Here is a 17,809-nt window from a genome sequence, read left to right on the forward strand (position 1 = left end):
CGCGCCCCGCGCCCCACACACGCCTGCGCCCCACACACCCCTGCGGCCCGCCGCGCCCCTGCCGTACGGGGCGCCGCGGACCGCAGGATGCGTACGGGCGCGGTCAGCGGATCTCGGTGATCTCCGGGCCGCGCTCCAGGCGCTCCACGCCGCCGCCGAAGCGGGACTGCGAGACGTCGTCCTGCTGGACGCCCTCGGGCACCATCTGCGCGTCGTCGGGGAGCTTGAGGACGATCGGGTCGCGGGGCGCCATCGGTCCCTCGCCGCGCACCACGACCGTGTCCCGGAAGATCTGCTCCAGCAGCCCGGCGGCCTGCGGCTGCACCGCGCCCTGGCCGGAGATCACGCCGCGCAGGAACCAGCGCGGGCCGTCCACGCCGACGAACCGCACGACCTGCACACCGTTCGTCCCGTCCGGCAGCTGCACCGGCACCTGGGCGCGCAGCTCCCAGCCCAGCGGGCCGTCGACGGTGTCGATGACGCCGCCCTGCTGGGTGATGCCGGAGGCGATCTCCTCACGGACCTCGCCCCAGATGCCCTCGTGCTTGGGCGCGGCGAAGGCCTGCAGCTGCACGGCGCTGTCCTGGAGCACGATGGTCGCGGCGACGATCGCGTCACCGGCGACCTCCACCCGCAGCTCCATGCCCTCCACACCCGGTACGAAGAGGCCGCCGAGGTCCACCCGGCCCTCGCCCGGATTGCCGACCTCGGAGACGTCCCAGGGGCCGTCGGGGCGCGGGGCCGGCGGAAGGTTCACGCCATAGCTCTCGTCGTCCGCGCCGGACTCGTCCGAGGTGGTCTCCTCGGCAGGATCGACCGCCTCGACCGCGTCGTCTGGAGCCTCGTTCTTCTTGCGACGTCCGAACACGTCACTGTCCTTCCCGGTCGGCACCGACCGATGCGTATCCATTCCCGCCCGTGGGGCCGCCCACCGCCGCATGACCGCCGGTGGACCCGAATCCCCCCTCGGCCCGCGCCGAGCCGGGAAGCTCCGCCACCTCGTGGAAGCGCACCTTCTCGACCTGCTGGACGACCAGTTGGGCGATCCGGTCGAACCTCTCGAACCGCACACTCTCGCGCGGGTCCAGATTGACCACGATCACCTTGATCTCCCCACGGTACCCGGCATCCACCGTCCCCGGGGCATTCACGAGTGCCACACCGCAGCGGGCTGCGAGGCCCGACCTCGGGTGCACGAACGCGGCGTACCCCTCGGGCAGCGCGATGGCCACCCCCGTGGGCAGTACCGTGCGCTCCCCCGGGGCCAGTTCGGCCGCCTCCGTGGTGACGAGGTCGGCCCCCGCGTCGCCCGGGTGCCCGTATGCGGGCAGCGGAACCTCCGGATCGAGGCGCCGGATGCGTACGTCCACGGGGTGCCGCGTCTGCTGGGTCTGAAGGGGCTCGGTCACGGGTTCACCTCGAAGGCGCGGGCGCGGCGTACTTGGTCGGGGTCGGCCATCGCGGCCTCGATCTCCTCGGGCCGGCCGTTCTGGATGAAGTGCTCGACCTTCACCTCGATGAAGACCGCGTCGGCGCGGACCGCGACCGGGCCGTCCGGGCCGCCGATCCGGCCCTCGGCGCGTGAGTAGATCTTCCGCCCGTGCACCGCGGTGACCTCGGCGTCCAGGTGCAGGACCGTACCGACCGGCACCGGGCGCAGGAAGTCGGTCTCCAGGCGGCCGGTCACGGCGATGGCCTGGAGCAGCCAGTTGAGCGAGCCGAGCGTCTCGTCCAGGGCCGTGGCCAGTACGCCGCCGTGCGCGAGGCCCGGCGCGCCCTGGTGGGCCTCCTTGACGGTGAACTCGGCGCTGACGCGTACGCCCTCGCCGGCCCGCGCCTCCAGGTGCAGGCCGTGCGGCTGCTCTCCGCCGCACCCGAAGCAGCGGTCGTAGTGCGCGCCGAGCAGCTCGCCGGGCGCGGGCGCTTCGGGGTGCCGCACGGGCGCGGCGGCGTCCGGGGGCGGCGTCAGCGATGTCCTGTCTCCACTCACAGGTGGAGACCCTACCCGCGCGCGCGGAGCACGCGTGCGCACGTGCCAAGCTGGTGCCATGCAGTCGTACGAAGAACGCCTCACCGCACCCCGCTCCTGGTGGGTGATCGCCGCGGCCGTCGGCGTCGCCTGCGCCCTGATGCTGCTGCCGCTCGGGACGCTGCCGATGCTCGGCGGGCTGGTGGGTGGCGGCGCGCTGGCCGCCGTGCTGGTGAGCGCGTACGGCTCGGCCCGCATCCGGATCGTGGGCGGCGCGCTGATCGCCGGGGACGCGAAGCTCCCCGCGGAGGCGCTGGGCGAGGCGCACGTGCTGGACGCCGAGGAGGCCCGGGCGTGGCGTACGTACAAGGCCGACACCCGTGCGTTCATGGTGATGCGGAGCTACATCCCGACGGCGGTGCGGGTCGAGGTGACCGATCCGGCGGATCCGACGCCGTACGTCTACCTGTCGACGCGGCACCCGGAGGAGCTGTCGGCGGCGCTGGCGGCGATCCGGGCCTGAGGGCGCCGTACGGGGGCGTTCTCGGGGCTTGCGGGGACGTTCTCGGGCTGGAGCTCAGGGGCGCTGGGCTCAGTCGTCCCGGCCGGGCTCCCGGCGGCCGGAACGGCCGGTTCTGGCGCGGCCGGTGAGGCTCTTGGGCGCGGGGGCCGGAGCCGGGTCCGGGAGCGCGTCCCAGGGCACCTGGCGGCGGCGCAGGTCCCGGCGGACCTTGTCGGCCAGCTTGGCGGTGTCCCGGCGGTTCATGAACGCGCCGACCGCGGCGCCGATCATGAACGGCGTCATGCTCGGCAGGTTCCGCATCATTCGCTTCATGATCTGCTGACGCAGCTCGCGCTTCATCTGTCCGCCGAGCGCGAGGTTCAGCGAGGCGGGCGCGGCGATGTCGACGCCGCGCTCCTCCGTCCAGGCCTGGACGAATGCCAGGCCACGTGCTCTGAGGCCGCCCTGCGGGCGCAGGCCGTACACCTCGTGCAGCTCGGCGAGGAGTTTGATCTCGACCGTGGCGACGCCGACGACCTCGGCGGCCAGCTCGGCCGGCATGGCGGGCGGCACCGGCATCATGGCCGCGGCGCCCACTCCGGCACCGACGGTCGCGGTGCCTCTCGTCGCCCCCGCGACGAGTTTGTCGGCCAGCTCCTCGGGGGTCAGGCCGGGGAACTGGCGGCGCAGCGTGGCCAGGTCGCGGACCGGGATCCGCGGGGCGGTCTCGATGATCCGGTCGGCGGTCCAGGCGAGTCCCGACCGCACCGTGACGCCGCGCTTGCGTGCGCCGTCGACCGTTCTGGCCGCGAGCGTGGCCGCGCGGCCACGCTCTCTCAGCGCTTCGGTGCCCCGCTCCGCGGGGAGGGCGGTCCGGTCGGTGGGCACGGACGCGGTCTCGCCGCGTGACTGTGCCCCGGCCGCCGGACCGGTCTCGCCCTGATTGCCTCTACGGAACGGTTTCACTGAGCTTCACCTCACGCTGTCGTCCCGGTGACCGCGGCTCTGTGCGGCGCCTGTCCGGGAGACCACCGGTCTCCCTCGCGGGCGCGTACGGGCCACGGCCTCGGCCCGCCGTCAGGCCGCGCAGTCGCGGCAGATCGGCTGACCGTTCTTGTCCTCCGCGGCCAGCTGGCTGCGGTGGTGGACCAGGAAGCAGCTCATGCAGGTGAACTCGTCCTGCTGCTTGGGCAGGACCCGTACGGCGAGCTCTTCGTTGGAAAGGTCGGCGCCGGGCAGCTCCAGGCCTTCGGCCTGCTCGAACTCGTCGACGTCGACGGCCGAGGCGGACTTGTCGTTCCGCCGCGACTTCAGCTCTTCGATGCTGTCCTCGTTGAGGTCGTCATCGGTCTTGCGTGGTGTGTCGTAATCCGTAGCCATGGTCGCTCTCCCCCTCTGGGTGTCTGCGGTGTCTCAGCGCTCGTAACGCGTGAGAGGCCGGACTTGTGCCCGACCTGAGGCGGAGATTTTGCCTCACATCAAGGTCTGTTACTCAATCGACACCCAACCGCACCCCTGAAGAGGTGATCGGATTGGATGGCGATAGGACCGTACACGGTCCTAAAGTCGCACCTCGCGCTTGCCATCACGTGTACTTCCCGTGATCAGCCCCCCGGGAAACCCGGAGTTTCCCGGCCTTTCGCGGGCCAAAGCGATCACGGAGAGTAGACGGCCCGGAATTCGCGTCTGTGATCGATCACACACGTCCGGACTGACGAACGGACCGGTCGAATTCCGCGCAAAGCGAACTCGGGGCGAAGGATGACCGGACACCCCGGGCCGCGTCAAGCCGGACCCGCTGGTGCGGTGGCCGGAACTCCTACACCGGGAGCACCACGCGCATGTCCATGCCTCCGCCCTCACGAGGTACGGCCGTGATCGTGCCGTCGTGCGCCCGGACCACGGACCGCACGATGGACAGGCCGAGGCCCACGCCCTTGTCGCTGCCGGTGCGCTCCGTACGCAGCCGCCGGAACGGCTCGAACAGGTTCTCCACCTCATAGGCGGGGACCACCGGGCCCGTATTGGAGACCACCAGCACCGCCCAGCCGGGCTGCGCTTCTGTGGTCACCTCCACGAATCCGTCCTCGGGCACGTTGTACCGCACGGCATTCTGTACGAGGTTCAGCGCGATGCGCTCCAGGAGGACGCCGTTGCCCTGCACGAAGACCTGCTTGCGTACGCCGCGCAGCTCCACGCCCTTGGCCTGCGCCTCGCCCCGGGACTGCTCGATGGCCTGCGAGGCCACCTCGGAGAGGTCGACCGGCTTCCGGTCCACGATCTTGTTCTCGCTGCGCGCGAGCAGCAGCAGCCCCTCGACGAGCTGTTCGCTGCGCTCGTTGGTGGCCAGCAGGGTCTTGCCCAGCTGGGCCAGCTCGGGCGAGGCGTCCGGGTCGGCGAGCTGCACTTCGAGGAGCGTGCGGTTGATCGCCAGCGGCGTGCGCAGCTCGTGCGAGGCGTTCGCCACGAAACGCCGCTGCGACTCGAACGCACGGTCCAGCCGGTCGAGCATCTCGTCGAACGTGTCGGCGAGCTCCTTCAGCTCGTCGTCCGGGCCGCCCAGCTCGATCCGGCGGTGCAGGTCCGAGCCGGCCACCCGCTGCGCGGTCCGCGTGATGCGGCCCAGCGGGGACAGGACCCGGCCCGCCATCGCGTACCCGAAGGCGAACGCGACGACGGTCAGGCCGACCAGCGCCATCAGGGAGCGGTTCAGCAGGTTGTTCAGGGCCACCGCGCGCTGCTGCGAGATGCAGGTGTTGATGGCCGAGTTCAGCTGGTCGACGTTGTTGGTGGCAGCACCGGGGCAGCGGTCGGTGACGATCCGGAAGTCCGACCCGATGATCTTGAACGGCAGCTGGTTGCCGTCCTGAAGGGCGTTGGCGGCCAGCATGTAGATGATGGCCAGCAGCACGATGCCCGCCATCAGGAACATGCCCCCGTACAGCAGCGTGAGCCGTATCCGGATGGTCGGGCGCAGCCACGGGAAGGGGCGGACCGGCGGCTTCGGGTCCCAGGTGGGCTTGGGCGGTGCGGGCGGCGACTGGGGCGCCGCGGGTGTCGTTGCCATGCTGCTGCTCAGATCCGGTAGCCGGAGCCCGGTACGGTCACGATCACCGCGGGCTCGCCGAGCTTGCGGCGCAGCGTCATGACGGTCACCCGGACCACGTTCGTGAACGGGTCGGTGTTCTCGTCCCAGGCCTTCTCCAGGAGCTGCTCGGCCGAGACGACCGTGCCCTCGCTGCGCATCAGGACCTCCAGCACCGCGAACTCCTTGGGCGCGAGCTGGACCTCCTTGCCGTCGCGGAAGACCTCGCGGCGGTTCGGGTCGAGCTTGATGCCGGCCCGCTCCAGGACGGGCGGCAGCGCCACGGTCGTACGGCGCCCCAGGGCCCGTACGCGGGCGGTCAGCTCGGTGAAGGCGAACGGCTTGGGGAGGTAGTCGTCGGCGCCGATCTCCAGGCCCTCCACGCGGTCGCTGACGTCGCCGGAGGCGGTCAGCATCAGGACGCGGGTGGGCATGCCCAGCTCGACGATCTTGCGGCAGACGTCGTCGCCGTGGACCAGCGGGAGGTCGCGGTCCAGCACGACGACGTCGTAGTCGTTGACCGCGATCCGCTCCAGCGCGGCCGCGCCGTCGTACACCACGTCGACCGCCATGGCCTCCCGGCGCAGTCCGGTGGCCACCGCATCGGCGAGCAGCTGCTCGTCCTCGACGACGAGTACACGCACGTCGCTAGTCCTTCCTCACGGCCCCGCCGAACAGGGCACACACAATTTTCGAGCACATCCATCCTGCCCCGAAGAGCCGTAAACCGGCTGTAAGAGGAGGTGCGGACGCTCGCCGCGGGGCCGCGGCTACCCGATTGGCAGCGATTCACCGACTTCTTGAGGTTTCCGTGAGGTTCGGCATGGGGAGGACGATTGCACACTCGCGATCACGCCTTGCATGACGCCGTACCGGGACCGGACGGCAGTCCGCGGGGACCACGCCGTGATCTCCCTCAGCCACACCCCCGTGGACGAGGGGCCCACACCCGTCGGCACACCCCCGTGCCACCGACCCACGACGAGGGGGCGCACCATGGACGCGTTCACCGCAGGCATTCTGCAGCGCATAAAGAGCACCGAAGCCGACCTGGACCGGGCCCGCGAAACCGGCGACGACTTCCTCGCCGACGTCGAGCAGGCCGAGCTGGAGGACCTGCAGCGGCTGGCCTCCGAGCACGGTGTGGAGGTCGGCGCGCCCAGCGTCTGATCCCCGCCCGCCCCGTACGAAGGGCGCCCCGGCACCGAGGGGACGGTGCCGGGGCGCTTCGTCGTGTCCGGGCGCCTGCACGGGCCGTACGGCGGCGTACGCGCATCCGTACGCCGCGCCCGGGCCCGCGTCAGTCGTGCCAGGCTCCCAGGTCCTCCAGCAGGGGCTGGAGCGCCTCGAAGACGGCCGGGGAGGCGGCGACGGCCAGGGCCGGGGAGACCGGGTCGCCGGCGCGGCCGCCGGTCAGTGCGCCGGCCTCACGGGCGATCAGCTCGCCGGCCGCGTAGTCCCACGGGTTCAGACCGCGCTCGTAGTAGGCGTCCAGCCGGCCGCAGGCCACGTCGCAGAGGTCGATCGCGGCCGAGCCGCCGCGCCGGATGTCGCGCACCTGCGGGAGCAGGGAGCCCAGGACGGCGGCCTGCGCGGCGCGCCGCTCGGCCACGTACCCGAAGCCGGTGCCGACCAGCGCCTGGGAGAGCGGCGGCGCGGGCCGCACCCGGACCGGCGCGCCGTTCAGGAAGGCGCCGCCGCCGAGCACGGCGTGGCTGGTCTCGCCGCGCATCGGTGCCGCGACCACTCCGACGAGCGTCTCGCCGTCCTTCTCGGCGGCGATGGACACCGCCCAAGAGGGCAGGCCGTAGAGGTAGTTGACGGTGCCGTCGACGGGGTCGATCACCCAGCGGATCCCGCTGGTCCCCTCGGAGCTGGCGCCCTCCTCCCCCAGGAAGCCGTCCTCGGGGCGGCGCTCGGAGAGGAAGCCGGTGATCAGCTTCTCGGAGGCGATGTCCATCTCGGTGACGACGTCGATGGGGCTGGTCTTCGTGGCGGCCACCCCGAGGTCGGCGGGGCGGCCGTCGCGCAGCAGCTCACCGGCCCGGCGGGCGGCCTCCAGGGCCAGCGCGAGGAGTTCTTCCTTCAGTTCACCGCTGTACGGCGAGGCGTCCTTCAGGGGATCGGACACGGTGCTCCTTGTTCGTACGGAAGGTCCCGCGGGCGGCGCTCACGGCCGGCCCGCGGGCCGCCGCGGCGCGTACGCCCCGCGGGCCGGGCAGCCGGGCCGCACGCCGTCGGGCGGCCCGGGGGCGGGCTCTCAGGCCTCCGCCGGCACGCCGCTCCAGTCGGCGCCCGCGGCGGCGGGCCGGGGGCTGCGGGCCGGGCAGCAGCCGACCGGGCAGAGGTCGTGGCTCGGGGCCAGGGCACCGAGCGCGCAGCGCTCCGGGGAGCGGCCGCGCTCCGCCGCCGCACGCTCCAGGAGCAGGTCGCGGACGGCCGCGGCGAATCGCGGGTCGGCGCCCACGGTCGCGGAGCGGGCGACCGGCAGGCCCAGCTCGGCGGCCTTGGCGGTGGCCTCCGTGTCGAGGTCGTACTTGACCTCCATGTGGTCCGAGACGAAGCCGATGGGGGCCATCACGACGGCCGGGACGCCCTGGGTGTGCAGCGTCTCCAGGTGGTCGCAGATGTCGGGCTCCAGCCAGGGGATGTGCGGGGCGCCGCTGCGCGACTGGTAGACGAGCTGCCAGGGGTGGGCGATGCCGGTCTCCTCGCGCACCGCCTCGGCGATCACCTTTGCCACGTCCAGGTGCTGGGCGACGTACGCGCCGCCCTCGCCGTCCTCGGTGTGCTCCTCCGGCCGCCCCGAGGTGTCGGCGGCGGCGGTGGGGATGGAGTGCGTGGTGAACGCGAGGTGGGCGCCCGCGCGGACGTCCTCGGGCAGCTCGGCGAGGGAGGCGAGCACCCCGTCGACCATGGGGCGGACGAAGCCGGGGTGGTTGAAGTAGTGCCGCAGCTTGTCGACCCGCGGCACCTCGAGGCCCTCGGCCTCCAGGGCGGCGAGCGCGTCGGCCAGGTTCTCCCGGTACTGCCGGCAGCCGGAGTACGAGGCGTACGCGCTGGTGGCCAGCACGGCGATGCGGCGGCGGCCGTCGCGGACCATGTCGCGCAGGGTGTCGGTGAGGTACGGCGCCCAGTTGCGGTTGCCCCAGTAGACCGGCAGGTCCAGGCCGTGCTCGGCGAAGTCCTTGCGCAGGGCGTCCAGCAGTTCGCGGTTCTGCGCGTTGATCGGGCTCACACCGTCGAACAGGAAGTAGTGCTGCCCCACCTCCTTGAGCCGCTCACGCGGGATGCCGCGGCCGCGCGTCACGTTCTCCAGGAACGGGACCACGTCGTCGGGCCCTTCGGGACCCCCGAAGGAGAGGAGGAGCAGGGCGTCATAGGGAGCAGGCACTGACTGTTCGGGCATGTTTCGATCCTCCCACCCGCCACTGACAGCCGGAAAACCGGAGGCACCTTCCGTGCGTCACCCGTAAGCTGTATGGCCGCAGTACGTTCCTTACTGCCACCCTGTACCGACCTCCCGCGGTCCCCGCGGATCCTCACCTGGCGGAGCGCCCCCTTGCCCAGTCCCTACCGCGCCCTGTTCGCCCGGCCCGGCACGAAGTCCTTCTCCGCCGCCGGGTTCCTGGGGCGCATGCCGCTCTCCATGACCGGCATCGGCATCGTCACGATGGTCTCCCAGCTCACGGACCGGTACGGACTGGCGGGCGCGCTCTCGGCGACGGTCGCCCTGGCGGCCGCGGTACTGGGCCCGCAGATCTCCCGCCTGGTGGACCGGCACGGCCAGCGCCGCGTCCTGCGCCCCGCCACGCTCGTCTCCCTGGCCGCGCTCGCCGCCCTCCTCGTGGCCGCCCAGCAGCGCTGGCCCGACTGGACACTGTTCGTCTTCGCGGCCTGCGCGGGCTGCGTCCCGAGTGTCGGCGCGATGGTCCGCTCCCGGTGGGCCGAGGTCCACCGCGCCTCCCCCGAGATGCTGCACACCGCGTACTCCTGGGAGTCGATCGTCGACGAGTTCTGCTTCATCGTTGGGCCGATCCTCGCCATCGGGCTGTCCACGTCGTGGTTCCCCGAAGCCGGGCCGCTGCTGGCCGGTGTCTTCCTGGCTGCGGGCGTCTTCTGGCTGACCGCGCAGCGCGCCACCGAGCCCGTCCCGCACCCCCGCGAGCACCACACCAAGGGCTCCGCGCTGCGCTCCCGGGGCCTCCAGGTCCTCGTGGTCACCTTCGCCGCCACCGGCGCGATCTTCGGGGCGATCGACGTGGTGACGGTGGCCTTCGCGGAGGCCCAGGGCCACAAGGGCGCGGCCAGCCTCGTCCTCGCGATCTACGCGTTCGGTTCCTGCTCGGCAGGCGCGGTCTTCGGGATGCTGCGCCCGGCCGGCCCCGCAGCGCGCCGCTGGGTCCTGGGCGTCCTCGCCATGGCCGTGAGTATGATCCCGCTCCAACTGGTCGGGAACCTGCCGTTCCTGGCCGTGGCGCTCTTCGTCGCGGGCCTGACCATCGCTCCCACGATGGTGACCACCATGGCCCTGGTCGAGCAGCACGTACCGCGCGCACAACTGACCGAGGGCATGACCTGGACGAGCACCGGGCTCGCGGTCGGGGTGGCGCTCGGCTCGTCGGCCGCCGGCTGGGTGGTGGACGCGGCCGGGGCCCGTGCGGGGTACGCGGTGCCGGCCGTGGCGGGAGCGCTCGCGGCCGCGGTCGCGTTCCTCGGATACCGCCGGCTGCGGCCGGCGCCTACGCGGGCGGGGGCACCCCTGCCCCCGGTGACGGGAGGGCTGGGCGCACATGACAGTGGTTCGAGCGACTCGGGAGAACGTGTGGCGTAACTGGGCGGGGAACGTCCAGTCCCACCCCGTACGGAGCGTGGCCCCGGCCTCCACAGAGGAGCTGGCGGCGGCGGTACGGCAGGCGGCCGCCGACGGGCTCACCGTGAAGGCGGCCGGCACCGGCCACTCCTTCACGCCCGCCGCAGTCACCGACGGCCTCCTCATACGCCCCGAACGGCTGGTCGGCATACGGAAGGTGGACCGTGCCGCCGGCACGGTCACCGTGGCCGCCGGCACGCCCCTGAAGGACCTCAACGCGGCGCTCTCCGGGCAGGGCCTGTCGCTGGCCAACATGGGCGACATCATGGAGCAGACGGTCTCCGGGGCCACCAGCACCGGCACCCACGGCACCGGCCGGGACTCCGCCTCCCTCTCCGCGCAGATCGTGGGCCTGGAGCTGGTCACCGCCGACGGCTCCGTACTCCGCTGCTCCGCACAGGAGAACCCGGACGTCTTCGCGGCGGCCCGGCTCGGCCTGGGCGCGCTCGGCGTCCTCACGGAGCTGACCTTCGCGGTCGAGCCGGAGTTCCTGCTCACCGCCCGGGAAGAGCCGATGCCGTTCGACCGGGTGACCGAGGACTTCGACGCCCTCGTCACGGAGAACGAGCACTTCGAGTTCTACTGGTTCCCGCACACCGGGAACTGCAACACCAAGCGCAACAACCGCAGCCAGGGCCCCGCGGCACCGAACGGCACCGTCAGCGGGTGGGTCGACGACGAGCTGCTCTCCAACGGCGTCTTCCAGGTCGCCTGCGCCGTCGGCAAGGCGCTGCCCGCCACCATCCCCGGCATCGCCAAGCTCTCCAGCCGCGCGCTCTCCGCCCGTACGTACACCGACATCCCCTACAAGGTGTTCACCAGCCCGCGCCGGGTGCGCTTCGTGGAGATGGAGTACGCCGTCCCCCGGGAGGCCGCGGTCGCCGCGCTACGGGAACTGCGTGCGCTGGTGGAGCGCTCCGGCTTCCGGATCAGCTTCCCCGTGGAGGTGCGCACCGCGCCCGCCGACGACATCCCGCTGTCCACGGCCTCCGGGCGGGACACCGCCTACATCGCGATGCACATGTACCGGGGCACGCCGCACGAGGCCTACTTCACGGCCGCCGAGCGCATCATGACGGCGCACGGCGGCCGGCCGCACTGGGGCAAGCTGCACACCCGGGACGCGGCCTACCTGGCGGCGGCGTATCCGCGCTTCGGGGAGTTCACCGCGCTCCGGGACCGGCTGGACCCGGAGCGGGTGTTCGCCAACCCGTATCTGCGGCGGGTGCTCGGCGACTGAGGCGCGGCGCCGGCCCCGGGGCGGGGCCGCGGGGCCGGCGTCCGGCCTCAGGAGGAGCCGGGGGCCGGCGTCCGCTGCGCGTCCTGGGCGCTGCCGGAACCGTCCTCCGTGTCCTGATCGCCGGTCGCGCCGTCGTCGGCGCCGTCGGTCGGCGTCGGCGCCGGATCCGAGGAGGACTCGCCCCCGTCGCTCGGCGACGGGCTGGGCGAGGTGGACGCACCGTCCGACCCGTTCTCCGTCCCGCTGCCCCTGTCCGTGTCCGAACCCGAGGGGGACGGGGAGCCGCCGTCCGAGGTCTCCGGCTGCGGCGTCGGCGACTCGGTGGCGCCGCCGCCCTTCTCCGTGTCCCCGGTCGACGTGCTCGGCGAGGGCGTCGGCGTCGTCGGGGCGCTGCCGCCACGGCCGGAACCGAAAAGGTTGGTGACCGACGTGCCGCGGCCGCCCGCCGCGTCGTGCCCGGTCGCCAGCTCGAAGGCGGTGACCCCGGCCATCGCCAGCAGGAAGACCGCCAGCCCGACGAGCCAGGTACGGCGCCGGCCCCGCCATCGGGTGCCGTACAGGGTCCGGCCGACCTCCTCGTCGGGGGTCTCCGCCACGGAGGCACCGATGGGCGGCGCCGCAGAAGCGCCGCCGGGCGGCTCCGCGACCGTACGCAGCGCCATCGTGCGCGTGTCGTGCCGCGGCACGGGGCGGGTCTCGTCCTCGTACCGGGGCACGGGGCGGGTCTCGTCCTCCGCGCCTTCGGGGGCGGTGGGACAGAGCGCACGGGTGGCCACCTCCGACAGCACGGGCAGCGCCCGTGTCGCGTCCGCCGCTCCTGAAGCGGCGGCGGTCCCCGTACCGGGCTCGCGCTCGGCGGCCCGGTCCATGGCCGCCGCGACAGAGGTCACCTCGTCCTCGGCGCCGTCGCGGCCGAACGTGGGCAGGACCATCGTCACGCCCGGGTCGGCAGCCGATGCGGCCCCCGAGCCCTCGCGCGCGGGCGTACCGGGAGCGGCCGCCCGGCCACCGAGCTGCTGTCTGCGGCGCGGCTTGGGCCGCGTACTGACAGTCGCCTCCTTGACCTGCTCGCCCGTGCGGCGGAAGAGGTGCTGGAAGATCGACCCGCCCGTGGTGGCGACCACGCTCACCACGCCCGCACCGATGACCGTTCCGTAGACGCCGAGCCGACCGGCAAGGTAGGCGGCGACCGCAGCGGCGAGCGCACCGCCCGCCACCTGGGGGATGCTCAGGTCGAGACGTTTCTCCTTCCCGGTCTTCTTTGTGTGGCTATCGGTTCTGTCGTCCATTCCACGCCCTTGATCGACGCTTCGATCGGTCTTGCACACAGAAGGGACATTTGGGCGAACTGGATAGTTCCGTTTCTGGCGATTCTGTGAAGCACGCCACATTTTCGGCGTACGTCACCGCGCGGCCCGGATGTAGAGAGGTCGACAAGGCGACCGGACTCCGCTGTCCAGCGAAAACTTGGCGGCGCGGCTACCCACCGCGGTGGTCCGAATGGAGTACTGTTGCGAATCCTGGCCCCGGTTTCCCGTCCGGCTGCCCGGACCCACGGGAGGGGCCTCCAAGGCGGCACCCGCCCCGGGGCGCCGTCATTCGGCACGGGGGGCTGGTACACAGGGCAACCGGTACGGTCACCGGAGGTCGCAAACTGGTTACCGTGTCATAACGGCGTTTCAGGGCCACTGCCTGACGCGCCGGGCAACTCGGCAATGTTGTGGCAGGCTGCACCCGGGCAGGCCACACTCGACTAGCGGAAGCAGCGACGCACGTGACGTCGGCAGGCACCACCCGGGAGGTCCCCATGCCCGAACTGCGTGTCGTGGCCGTATCGAACGACGGCACACGGCTGGTGCTCAAGGCTGCGGACAGCACCGAGTACACGCTGCCGATCGACGAGCGGCTGCGTGCCGCGGTGCGCAACGACCGTGCACGCCTGGGCCAGATCGAGATCGAGGTGGAGAGCCACCTCCGGCCACGCGACATCCAGGCCCGCATACGGGCCGGCGCGTCCGCCGAGGAGGTCGCCCAGCTCGCCGGTATCCCCGTCGACCGGGTGCGGCGCTTCGAGGGCCCCGTACTGGCAGAGCGTGCGTTCATGGCCGAGCGCGCCCGGAAGACACCCGTACGCCGCCCCGGCGAGAACACCGGTCCGCAGCTGGGCGAGGCGGTCGCCGAGCGGCTGCTGCTGCGCGGCGCCGACAAGGACAGCGTGCAGTGGGACTCCTGGCGCCGGGACGACGGCACCTGGGAAGTGCTGCTGGTCTACCGCGTCGCGACCGAGCCGCACTCCGCGAGCTGGACGTACGACCCGCCCCGGCGGCTCGTGCAGGCCGTGGACGACGAGGCGCGGTCGCTGATCGGCGAGACCGACGACACCCCGGAGCCGAGCTTCCCGTTCGTCCCGCGGATCGCCCGGCTGCCTCGGGACCGGCCGCTGGACCGCTCCCTGGACCATCAGCAGCCGGCCGAGCGGCCCGCGCCGCAGGCCGCCGAGGACGAGGACGTGCCCGTTGCCTCGGCCGAGGAGCTCGACGAGCGCGACCCGAGGGACTCGCTCACCAGCCTCCTGGAGGCGGTGCCGAGCTTCCGCGGCGACCTGGTCGTCCCCGAGCCCAAGACGCCGCCGGACGACGAGCCGCAGACGGAGGCCGAGGTCGAGGAGCCGCCGGCCCCCGCCGCGAGCGCGGGCGCGGGTTCCGCGTACGCGGACGTGCTGATGCCCCGCTCGGTCGCGGGGCACCGGGACCGGCTGAAGGGCACCACCGACCGCCAGGCCGAAGCGGACGGCGTCCGCCCCGGCCGCCGCGCCGCCGTGCCCAGCTGGGACGAGATCGTCTTCGGCACGCGACGCGGCAAGAAGCCGGACGCCTGACCGCCCGGCGGTCAGGCGCGGACAGCCAGGGCCGGGTAACGGCCTCGCGGCTTCGGCTCCCAGACGCGGAAGGTGCGGAGCAACTTCGGTCTCCAGGTGCGGAAACGGTCCTGCAGCTGGTCCTCCATGGCTGCCCCTGGGGGCACGCATGGCGCCTGCCCCTGGGGGTTCTGCGTGGGTGCCCGCGGCCTCTGGAGGGCCGGCTCCCGGCGGCCCCCCGGGGGGATAGTCCGCGGTCCGCGACCGGTCACGGCCGGTCACGCGCTGCCGCCCGGGCACGTACGCCCCGGTGGCGGCAGCGGTGAGGTGACGGTCGACCCGGTACGTCCGCCCTCCCGGCGGCGCCGGGCGCAGTACGTCCGGTCAGCCTGCTTCGGCGCCCGTGGCCACTGGCCGGGACGGGTCGGACGACCACTCGCTCCAGGAGCCGACGTACAGGGCCGCCGGTACGCCCGCCACGGCCAGCGCCAGGATCTGGTGGGCGGCGGAGACCCCCGAGCCGCAGTAGACGCCGACCTCGGCGTCCGGGACGGCCCCAAGAGCGGCGAAGCGCTCGGCCAGTTCGGCGGCCGGCCGGAGCGTCCCGTCGGCGGTGGCGTTCTCGTTCGTCGGCGCGGAGCGCGCCCCGGGGATGTGGCCGCCGACCGGGTCGATCGGCTCCACCTCGCCGCGGTAGCGCTCCCCCGCCCGCGCGTCCAGGAGCACCCCGCGACGGGCCAGAGCGGCCGCCTCGTCGGCGTTCAGCACCGGCAGGGCACCGGGGGCCACCGTGAAGTCGCCGGGCTCCACAGCGGGTTCCTCGGTGGTCAGCTCACCGCCCGCCGCCCGCCACGCCGCAAGGCCGCCGTCCAGGACGCGTACGGACTCGTGCCCCGCCCAGCGCAGCAGCCACCAGGCCCGGGCGGCCGCCCAGCCCTGGGCGCCGTCGTACACGACCACCTCGCTGTCCTTGGAGATCCCGGCCGCGCGCATGGCGGCGGTGAAGACCTCGGGGTCCGGGAGGGGGTGCCGGCCGGCGGCGCCCGCTGGCCCGGCCAGTTCGGTGTCCAGAGCGACGTAGACGGCACCGGGAAGGTGGCCCGCCTCGTACTCGGGGCGCCCGGGCGGGCCACCGAGCTGCCAGCGGACATCGAGGAGCACCGGAGGCGTACCGCCCGCAAGCTCGCTCGCCAGTTCGGAAGCGGAGATGATGGCATTCATGGCCCCATCCTCGCGCAGTCACGGCCGGGCCACGCCGATCATGAGCAAGTCCGTCCGGAAGCGCGGAGGACGGTTCACGAAGAGAACGAAAACACGGAGAGCGGCGCACGAAGAGGGCGGTGTCCGGCTGCACGAAGAGGGCGAGGGCTGCGTACTAGAAGGTCCGCGTACTAGCGGGTCCGCAGGCGGCAGGCAGAAGGCCGTCAGGAGGGCCGTCACACCGGGCGGTGACATCGGCAGAAACGAACCTGCGTCATCACATCGGGCGCTCTCCGGCACAGCCACACACCCGGTTCTCACGATTCGGACGACGGGCGGCGCGGCCGACCCGCCCAACGCACCCGAGGGTGCGAGCATCTGCACGGCACAGCCCTGACCCGTACGGTCCCCCGATGGCCCGAGGAGCGAGCGACGATGACGACCGAGGCAGCGAGTCCGCGGGTGCCCGGCACCCCGTGCTGGGTGAGTCTCATGGTGCACGGCCTGTCCACGACGCAGGACTTCTACGGTGCGCTGTTCGGCTGGGAGTTCCGGCCCGGGCCGCAGCAACTCGGCCCCTACGTACGGGCGCTGCTCGCCGGCCGTGAGGTGGCGGGCATCGGCGTGCTGCCACCGGAGCGGCGGCTGGCCATCGCCTGGACGCCCTATCTCGCGAGCGACGACGCGGACGCCGTCACGGAGCGCATCCGCGCCTGCGGCGGCACGGTCGGGGTCGGGCCGCTGGACGCCGACCGGGCGGGGCGGATGGCGCTGGCCTCGGACCCGCAGGGCGCGGTCTTCGGGGTCTGGCAGGGCCACACGATGAAGGGCACGGCGGTGGTCGGCGAGCCCGGCACCCTGGTGTGGAACGAACTCGTGACCCGAGAGGCCGCCGAGGCGGGCACCTTCTACGAGCACGTCTTCGGCTTCGAGACGGAGGCGGGGCCGGGCCCCGACCGCGTGACGCTGTGCCTCAAGGGGCGCCCGATGGCGAGCATCCGGGGCATGGGCGACACGCTCCCTCGTGAGCGGGGGCCGCACTGGACCACGTACTTCGCGGTCTCCGACACGGACGCGGCGGCCCGCCGCGTCGTGGAGCTGGGCGGACGGGTGACCGGCGAGTCACGGGAATCGGCGCACGGGAGGCTGGCGGTGGTCACCGACCCGGAGGGCGCGGAGTTCCGCGTGATCCAGCGGTGAGCTCCGGGCGATCAAGCACTGATTTCCCTGTGCTCCAGCGCTGAACGGAACGGCCGCCGGGCCTCGCTCTCCTGACCGGCCGCCCTCCGCCCCGTCTCACGCCGCCGGCTCACTCCCCGCGTCGACCGGAAGGACGTCCGGGGAGAGCGCGGCCGCATGCGCGGAGGCGGCGGTCTGACGGCGCCTGTGGTGGCGCCGGCAGAGGACCTCGTACCCGACCTCGGTCCCGGCCGCGTGCACGTCCCCCACGACCACCTGATCGCCCTCGACGACCATCTGCCCGCCCACCGTACGGGCGTTGTGCGTCGCGCGGGCGCCGCACCAGCACAGTGCCTCGACCTGGAGCACCTCTATACGGTCGGCCAGTTCGACCAGCCGCTGGGAGCCGGGGAAGAGCTTGCTGCGGAAGTCGGTGGTGATCCCGAAGGCGAAGACGTCCAGCTCCAGGTCGTCCACCACGCGGGCCAGCTGCTCGATCTGGGCGGGGGTCAGGAACTGCGCCTCGTCGGCGATGACGTAGTCGACCCGGGCCCCGGAGCTGATCCGGCCGACGACGTAGGCGTAGAAATCCAGGTCGTCGGCGACCTCCACGGCCTCGACGGCGAGACCCAGCCGAGAGGAGAGCCGGCCGGCACCCGCCCGGTCGTCCCGGGTGCAGATCATGCCCTGCAGGCCGCGGGCCGAGCGATTGTGCTCGATCTGCAGCGCGAGCGTCGACTTCCCGCAGTCCATCGTGCCGCTGAAGAACACCAGTTCAGCCATGGGGGATGTGGTCGCCTTTCGGGCGCGTCGGGCCGTACCGACGGCAATCGGGTCGTATCGGGTTGTACGAAGAGTGGAGTTACGGGGAGGCGGCGGGGGCCGAGGTCGGTGGTGGCGGGCG

18 protein-coding genes are annotated in these 17,809 nt (G+C 72.9%); 6 read left to right on the plus strand and 12 right to left on the minus strand.

Features of this window, described 5'->3' with window-relative positions:
* Nucleotides 1–103: 103 nt before the first annotated feature.
* The 3 genes from ABZ840_RS26575 to ABZ840_RS26585 are packed head-to-tail and all read right to left on the minus strand — an operon-like array spanning nt 104 to nt 1,990.
* On the minus strand, nt 104–868 hold the full coding sequence (locus ABZ840_RS26575; RefSeq protein WP_361562928.1) for a DUF3710 domain-containing protein: 765 nt from the start codon (nt 866–868) through the stop codon (nt 104–106).
* 1 nt (nt 869) lies between these two features.
* Nucleotides 870–1,409: a dUTP diphosphatase gene (gene dut, locus ABZ840_RS26580; RefSeq protein ID WP_361562929.1), complete on the minus strand. Its 540-nt coding sequence runs from the start codon at nt 1,407–1,409 to the stop codon at nt 870–872.
* A complete protein-coding gene (locus ABZ840_RS26585) occupies nt 1,406–1,990 on the minus strand; it encodes a PaaI family thioesterase (protein WP_361562931.1) in 585 nt (194 codons plus the stop codon). The genes dut and ABZ840_RS26585 overlap by 4 nt, the downstream gene beginning before the upstream one ends.
* A 58-nt stretch (nt 1,991–2,048) precedes the next feature.
* On the opposite strand from ABZ840_RS26585, the gene ABZ840_RS26590 reads away from it, so the two are divergent.
* A complete protein-coding gene (locus ABZ840_RS26590; RefSeq protein ID WP_361562932.1) occupies nt 2,049–2,492 on the plus strand; it encodes a DUF3093 domain-containing protein in 444 nt (147 codons plus the stop codon).
* Nucleotides 2,493–2,561: 69 nt separating this feature from the next.
* Here ABZ840_RS26590 and ABZ840_RS26595 read toward each other — a convergent pair whose 3' ends face one another.
* The 4 genes from ABZ840_RS26595 to ABZ840_RS26610 form a co-directional block, all read right to left on the minus strand.
* Nucleotides 2,562–3,359 (minus strand): hypothetical protein, encoded by a 798-nt coding sequence (locus ABZ840_RS26595; RefSeq protein WP_361562934.1) that lies wholly within the window; start codon nt 3,357–3,359, stop codon nt 2,562–2,564.
* A 189-nt stretch (nt 3,360–3,548) separates the two neighbouring features.
* On the minus strand, nt 3,549–3,851 hold the full coding sequence (locus ABZ840_RS26600; RefSeq protein ID WP_003982531.1) for a DUF4193 domain-containing protein: 303 nt from the start codon (nt 3,849–3,851) through the stop codon (nt 3,549–3,551).
* A gap of 439 nt (nt 3,852–4,290) precedes the next feature.
* Nucleotides 4,291–5,538 (minus strand): HAMP domain-containing sensor histidine kinase, encoded by a 1,248-nt coding sequence (locus ABZ840_RS26605; protein ID WP_361562935.1) that lies wholly within the window; start codon nt 5,536–5,538, stop codon nt 4,291–4,293.
* 8 nt (nt 5,539–5,546) lie between these two features.
* Nucleotides 5,547–6,200 carry a response regulator transcription factor gene (locus ABZ840_RS26610; RefSeq protein WP_030062975.1) on the minus strand — a complete coding sequence of 218 codons (654 nt, stop codon included), beginning with the start codon at nt 6,198–6,200 and terminating at the stop codon, nt 5,547–5,549.
* Between the two features lie 352 nt (nt 6,201–6,552).
* Here ABZ840_RS26610 and ABZ840_RS26615 point away from each other — a divergent pair, with 352 nt between their 5' ends.
* Nucleotides 6,553–6,726 carry a hypothetical protein gene (locus tag ABZ840_RS26615; protein WP_361562937.1) on the plus strand — a complete coding sequence of 58 codons (174 nt, stop codon included), beginning with the start codon at nt 6,553–6,555 and terminating at the stop codon, nt 6,724–6,726.
* 130 nt (nt 6,727–6,856) lie between these two features.
* On the opposite strand, the gene ABZ840_RS26620 is transcribed toward ABZ840_RS26615, so the two are convergent.
* Complete coding sequence (locus ABZ840_RS26620; protein ID WP_361562938.1) at nt 6,857–7,687, minus strand: inositol monophosphatase family protein; 831 nt, start codon at nt 7,685–7,687, stop codon at nt 6,857–6,859.
* A gap of 129 nt (nt 7,688–7,816) precedes the next feature.
* Nucleotides 7,817–8,965: a ferrochelatase gene (locus ABZ840_RS26625; protein WP_361562940.1), complete on the minus strand. Its 1,149-nt coding sequence runs from the start codon at nt 8,963–8,965 to the stop codon at nt 7,817–7,819.
* Nucleotides 8,966–9,118: 153 nt separating this feature from the next.
* Between ABZ840_RS26625 and ABZ840_RS26630 the strand changes: the two genes are divergently transcribed.
* Together ABZ840_RS26630 and ABZ840_RS26635 are read left to right on the plus strand one after the other, a co-directional pair.
* Nucleotides 9,119–10,390: an MFS transporter gene (locus ABZ840_RS26630; protein WP_361562942.1), complete on the plus strand. Its 1,272-nt coding sequence runs from the start codon at nt 9,119–9,121 to the stop codon at nt 10,388–10,390.
* Nucleotides 10,350–11,669 carry a D-arabinono-1,4-lactone oxidase gene (locus ABZ840_RS26635; protein ID WP_361562943.1) on the plus strand — a complete coding sequence of 440 codons (1,320 nt, stop codon included), beginning with the start codon at nt 10,350–10,352 and terminating at the stop codon, nt 11,667–11,669. The genes ABZ840_RS26630 and ABZ840_RS26635 overlap by 41 nt, the downstream gene beginning before the upstream one ends.
* Nucleotides 11,670–11,716: 47 nt before the next feature.
* On the opposite strand, the gene ABZ840_RS26640 is transcribed toward ABZ840_RS26635, so the two are convergent.
* Nucleotides 11,717–12,958, minus strand: a complete 1,242-nt coding sequence (locus ABZ840_RS26640) for a hypothetical protein (protein WP_361562944.1) — start codon at nt 12,956–12,958, stop codon at nt 11,717–11,719.
* A 485-nt stretch (nt 12,959–13,443) separates the two neighbouring features.
* On the opposite strand from ABZ840_RS26640, the gene sepH reads away from it, so the two are divergent.
* Nucleotides 13,444–14,547: a septation protein SepH gene (sepH, locus tag ABZ840_RS26645; protein WP_361562946.1), complete on the plus strand. Its 1,104-nt coding sequence runs from the start codon at nt 13,444–13,446 to the stop codon at nt 14,545–14,547.
* Between the two features lie 363 nt (nt 14,548–14,910).
* On the opposite strand, the gene ABZ840_RS26650 is transcribed toward sepH, so the two are convergent.
* A complete protein-coding gene (locus tag ABZ840_RS26650) occupies nt 14,911–15,747 on the minus strand; it encodes a sulfurtransferase (protein ID WP_361562948.1) in 837 nt (278 codons plus the stop codon).
* Nucleotides 15,748–16,161: 414 nt separating this feature from the next.
* On the opposite strand from ABZ840_RS26650, the gene ABZ840_RS26655 reads away from it, so the two are divergent.
* Complete coding sequence (locus ABZ840_RS26655; RefSeq protein WP_361562949.1) at nt 16,162–16,926, plus strand: VOC family protein; 765 nt, start codon at nt 16,162–16,164, stop codon at nt 16,924–16,926.
* A gap of 96 nt (nt 16,927–17,022) precedes the next feature.
* On the opposite strand, the gene ABZ840_RS26660 is transcribed toward ABZ840_RS26655, so the two are convergent.
* The gene (locus tag ABZ840_RS26660; protein WP_361562951.1) at nt 17,023–17,688 is read right to left on the minus strand and encodes a thymidine kinase; all 666 of its coding nucleotides are present in this window, start codon (nt 17,686–17,688) and stop codon (nt 17,023–17,025) included.
* Nucleotides 17,689–17,809: the final 121 nt, after the last annotated feature.

The organism is Streptomyces sp. NPDC047117 (genome assembly GCF_040643545.1).
Classification (GTDB): domain Bacteria; phylum Actinomycetota; class Actinomycetes; order Streptomycetales; family Streptomycetaceae; genus Streptomyces.

What these genes read in the sequence shown, in the direction of transcription:
- ABZ840_RS26660 (WP_361562951.1), bottom strand. Translation starts at nt 17,688, where the DNA reads ATGGCTGAACTGGTGTTCTTCAGCGGCACGATGGACTGCGGGAAGTCG.
- ABZ840_RS26655 (WP_361562949.1), top strand. Translation starts at nt 16,162, where the DNA reads ATGACGACCGAGGCAGCGAGTCCGCGGGTGCCCGGCACCCCGTGCTGG.
- ABZ840_RS26605 (WP_361562935.1), bottom strand. Translation starts at nt 5,538, where the DNA reads ATGGCAACGACACCCGCGGCGCCCCAGTCGCCGCCCGCACCGCCCAAG.
- ABZ840_RS26625 (WP_361562940.1), bottom strand. Translation starts at nt 8,965, where the DNA reads ATGCCCGAACAGTCAGTGCCTGCTCCCTATGACGCCCTGCTCCTCCTC.
- ABZ840_RS26600 (WP_003982531.1), bottom strand. Translation starts at nt 3,851, where the DNA reads ATGGCTACGGATTACGACACACCACGCAAGACCGATGACGACCTCAAC.
- ABZ840_RS26590 (WP_361562932.1), top strand. Translation starts at nt 2,049, where the DNA reads ATGCAGTCGTACGAAGAACGCCTCACCGCACCCCGCTCCTGGTGGGTG.
- ABZ840_RS26640 (WP_361562944.1), bottom strand. Translation starts at nt 12,958, where the DNA reads ATGGACGACAGAACCGATAGCCACACAAAGAAGACCGGGAAGGAGAAA.
- ABZ840_RS26650 (WP_361562948.1), bottom strand. Translation starts at nt 15,747, where the DNA reads ATGAATGCCATCATCTCCGCTTCCGAACTGGCGAGCGAGCTTGCGGGC.
- ABZ840_RS26635 (WP_361562943.1), top strand. Translation starts at nt 10,350, where the DNA reads ATGACAGTGGTTCGAGCGACTCGGGAGAACGTGTGGCGTAACTGGGCG.
- ABZ840_RS26615 (WP_361562937.1), top strand. Translation starts at nt 6,553, where the DNA reads ATGGACGCGTTCACCGCAGGCATTCTGCAGCGCATAAAGAGCACCGAA.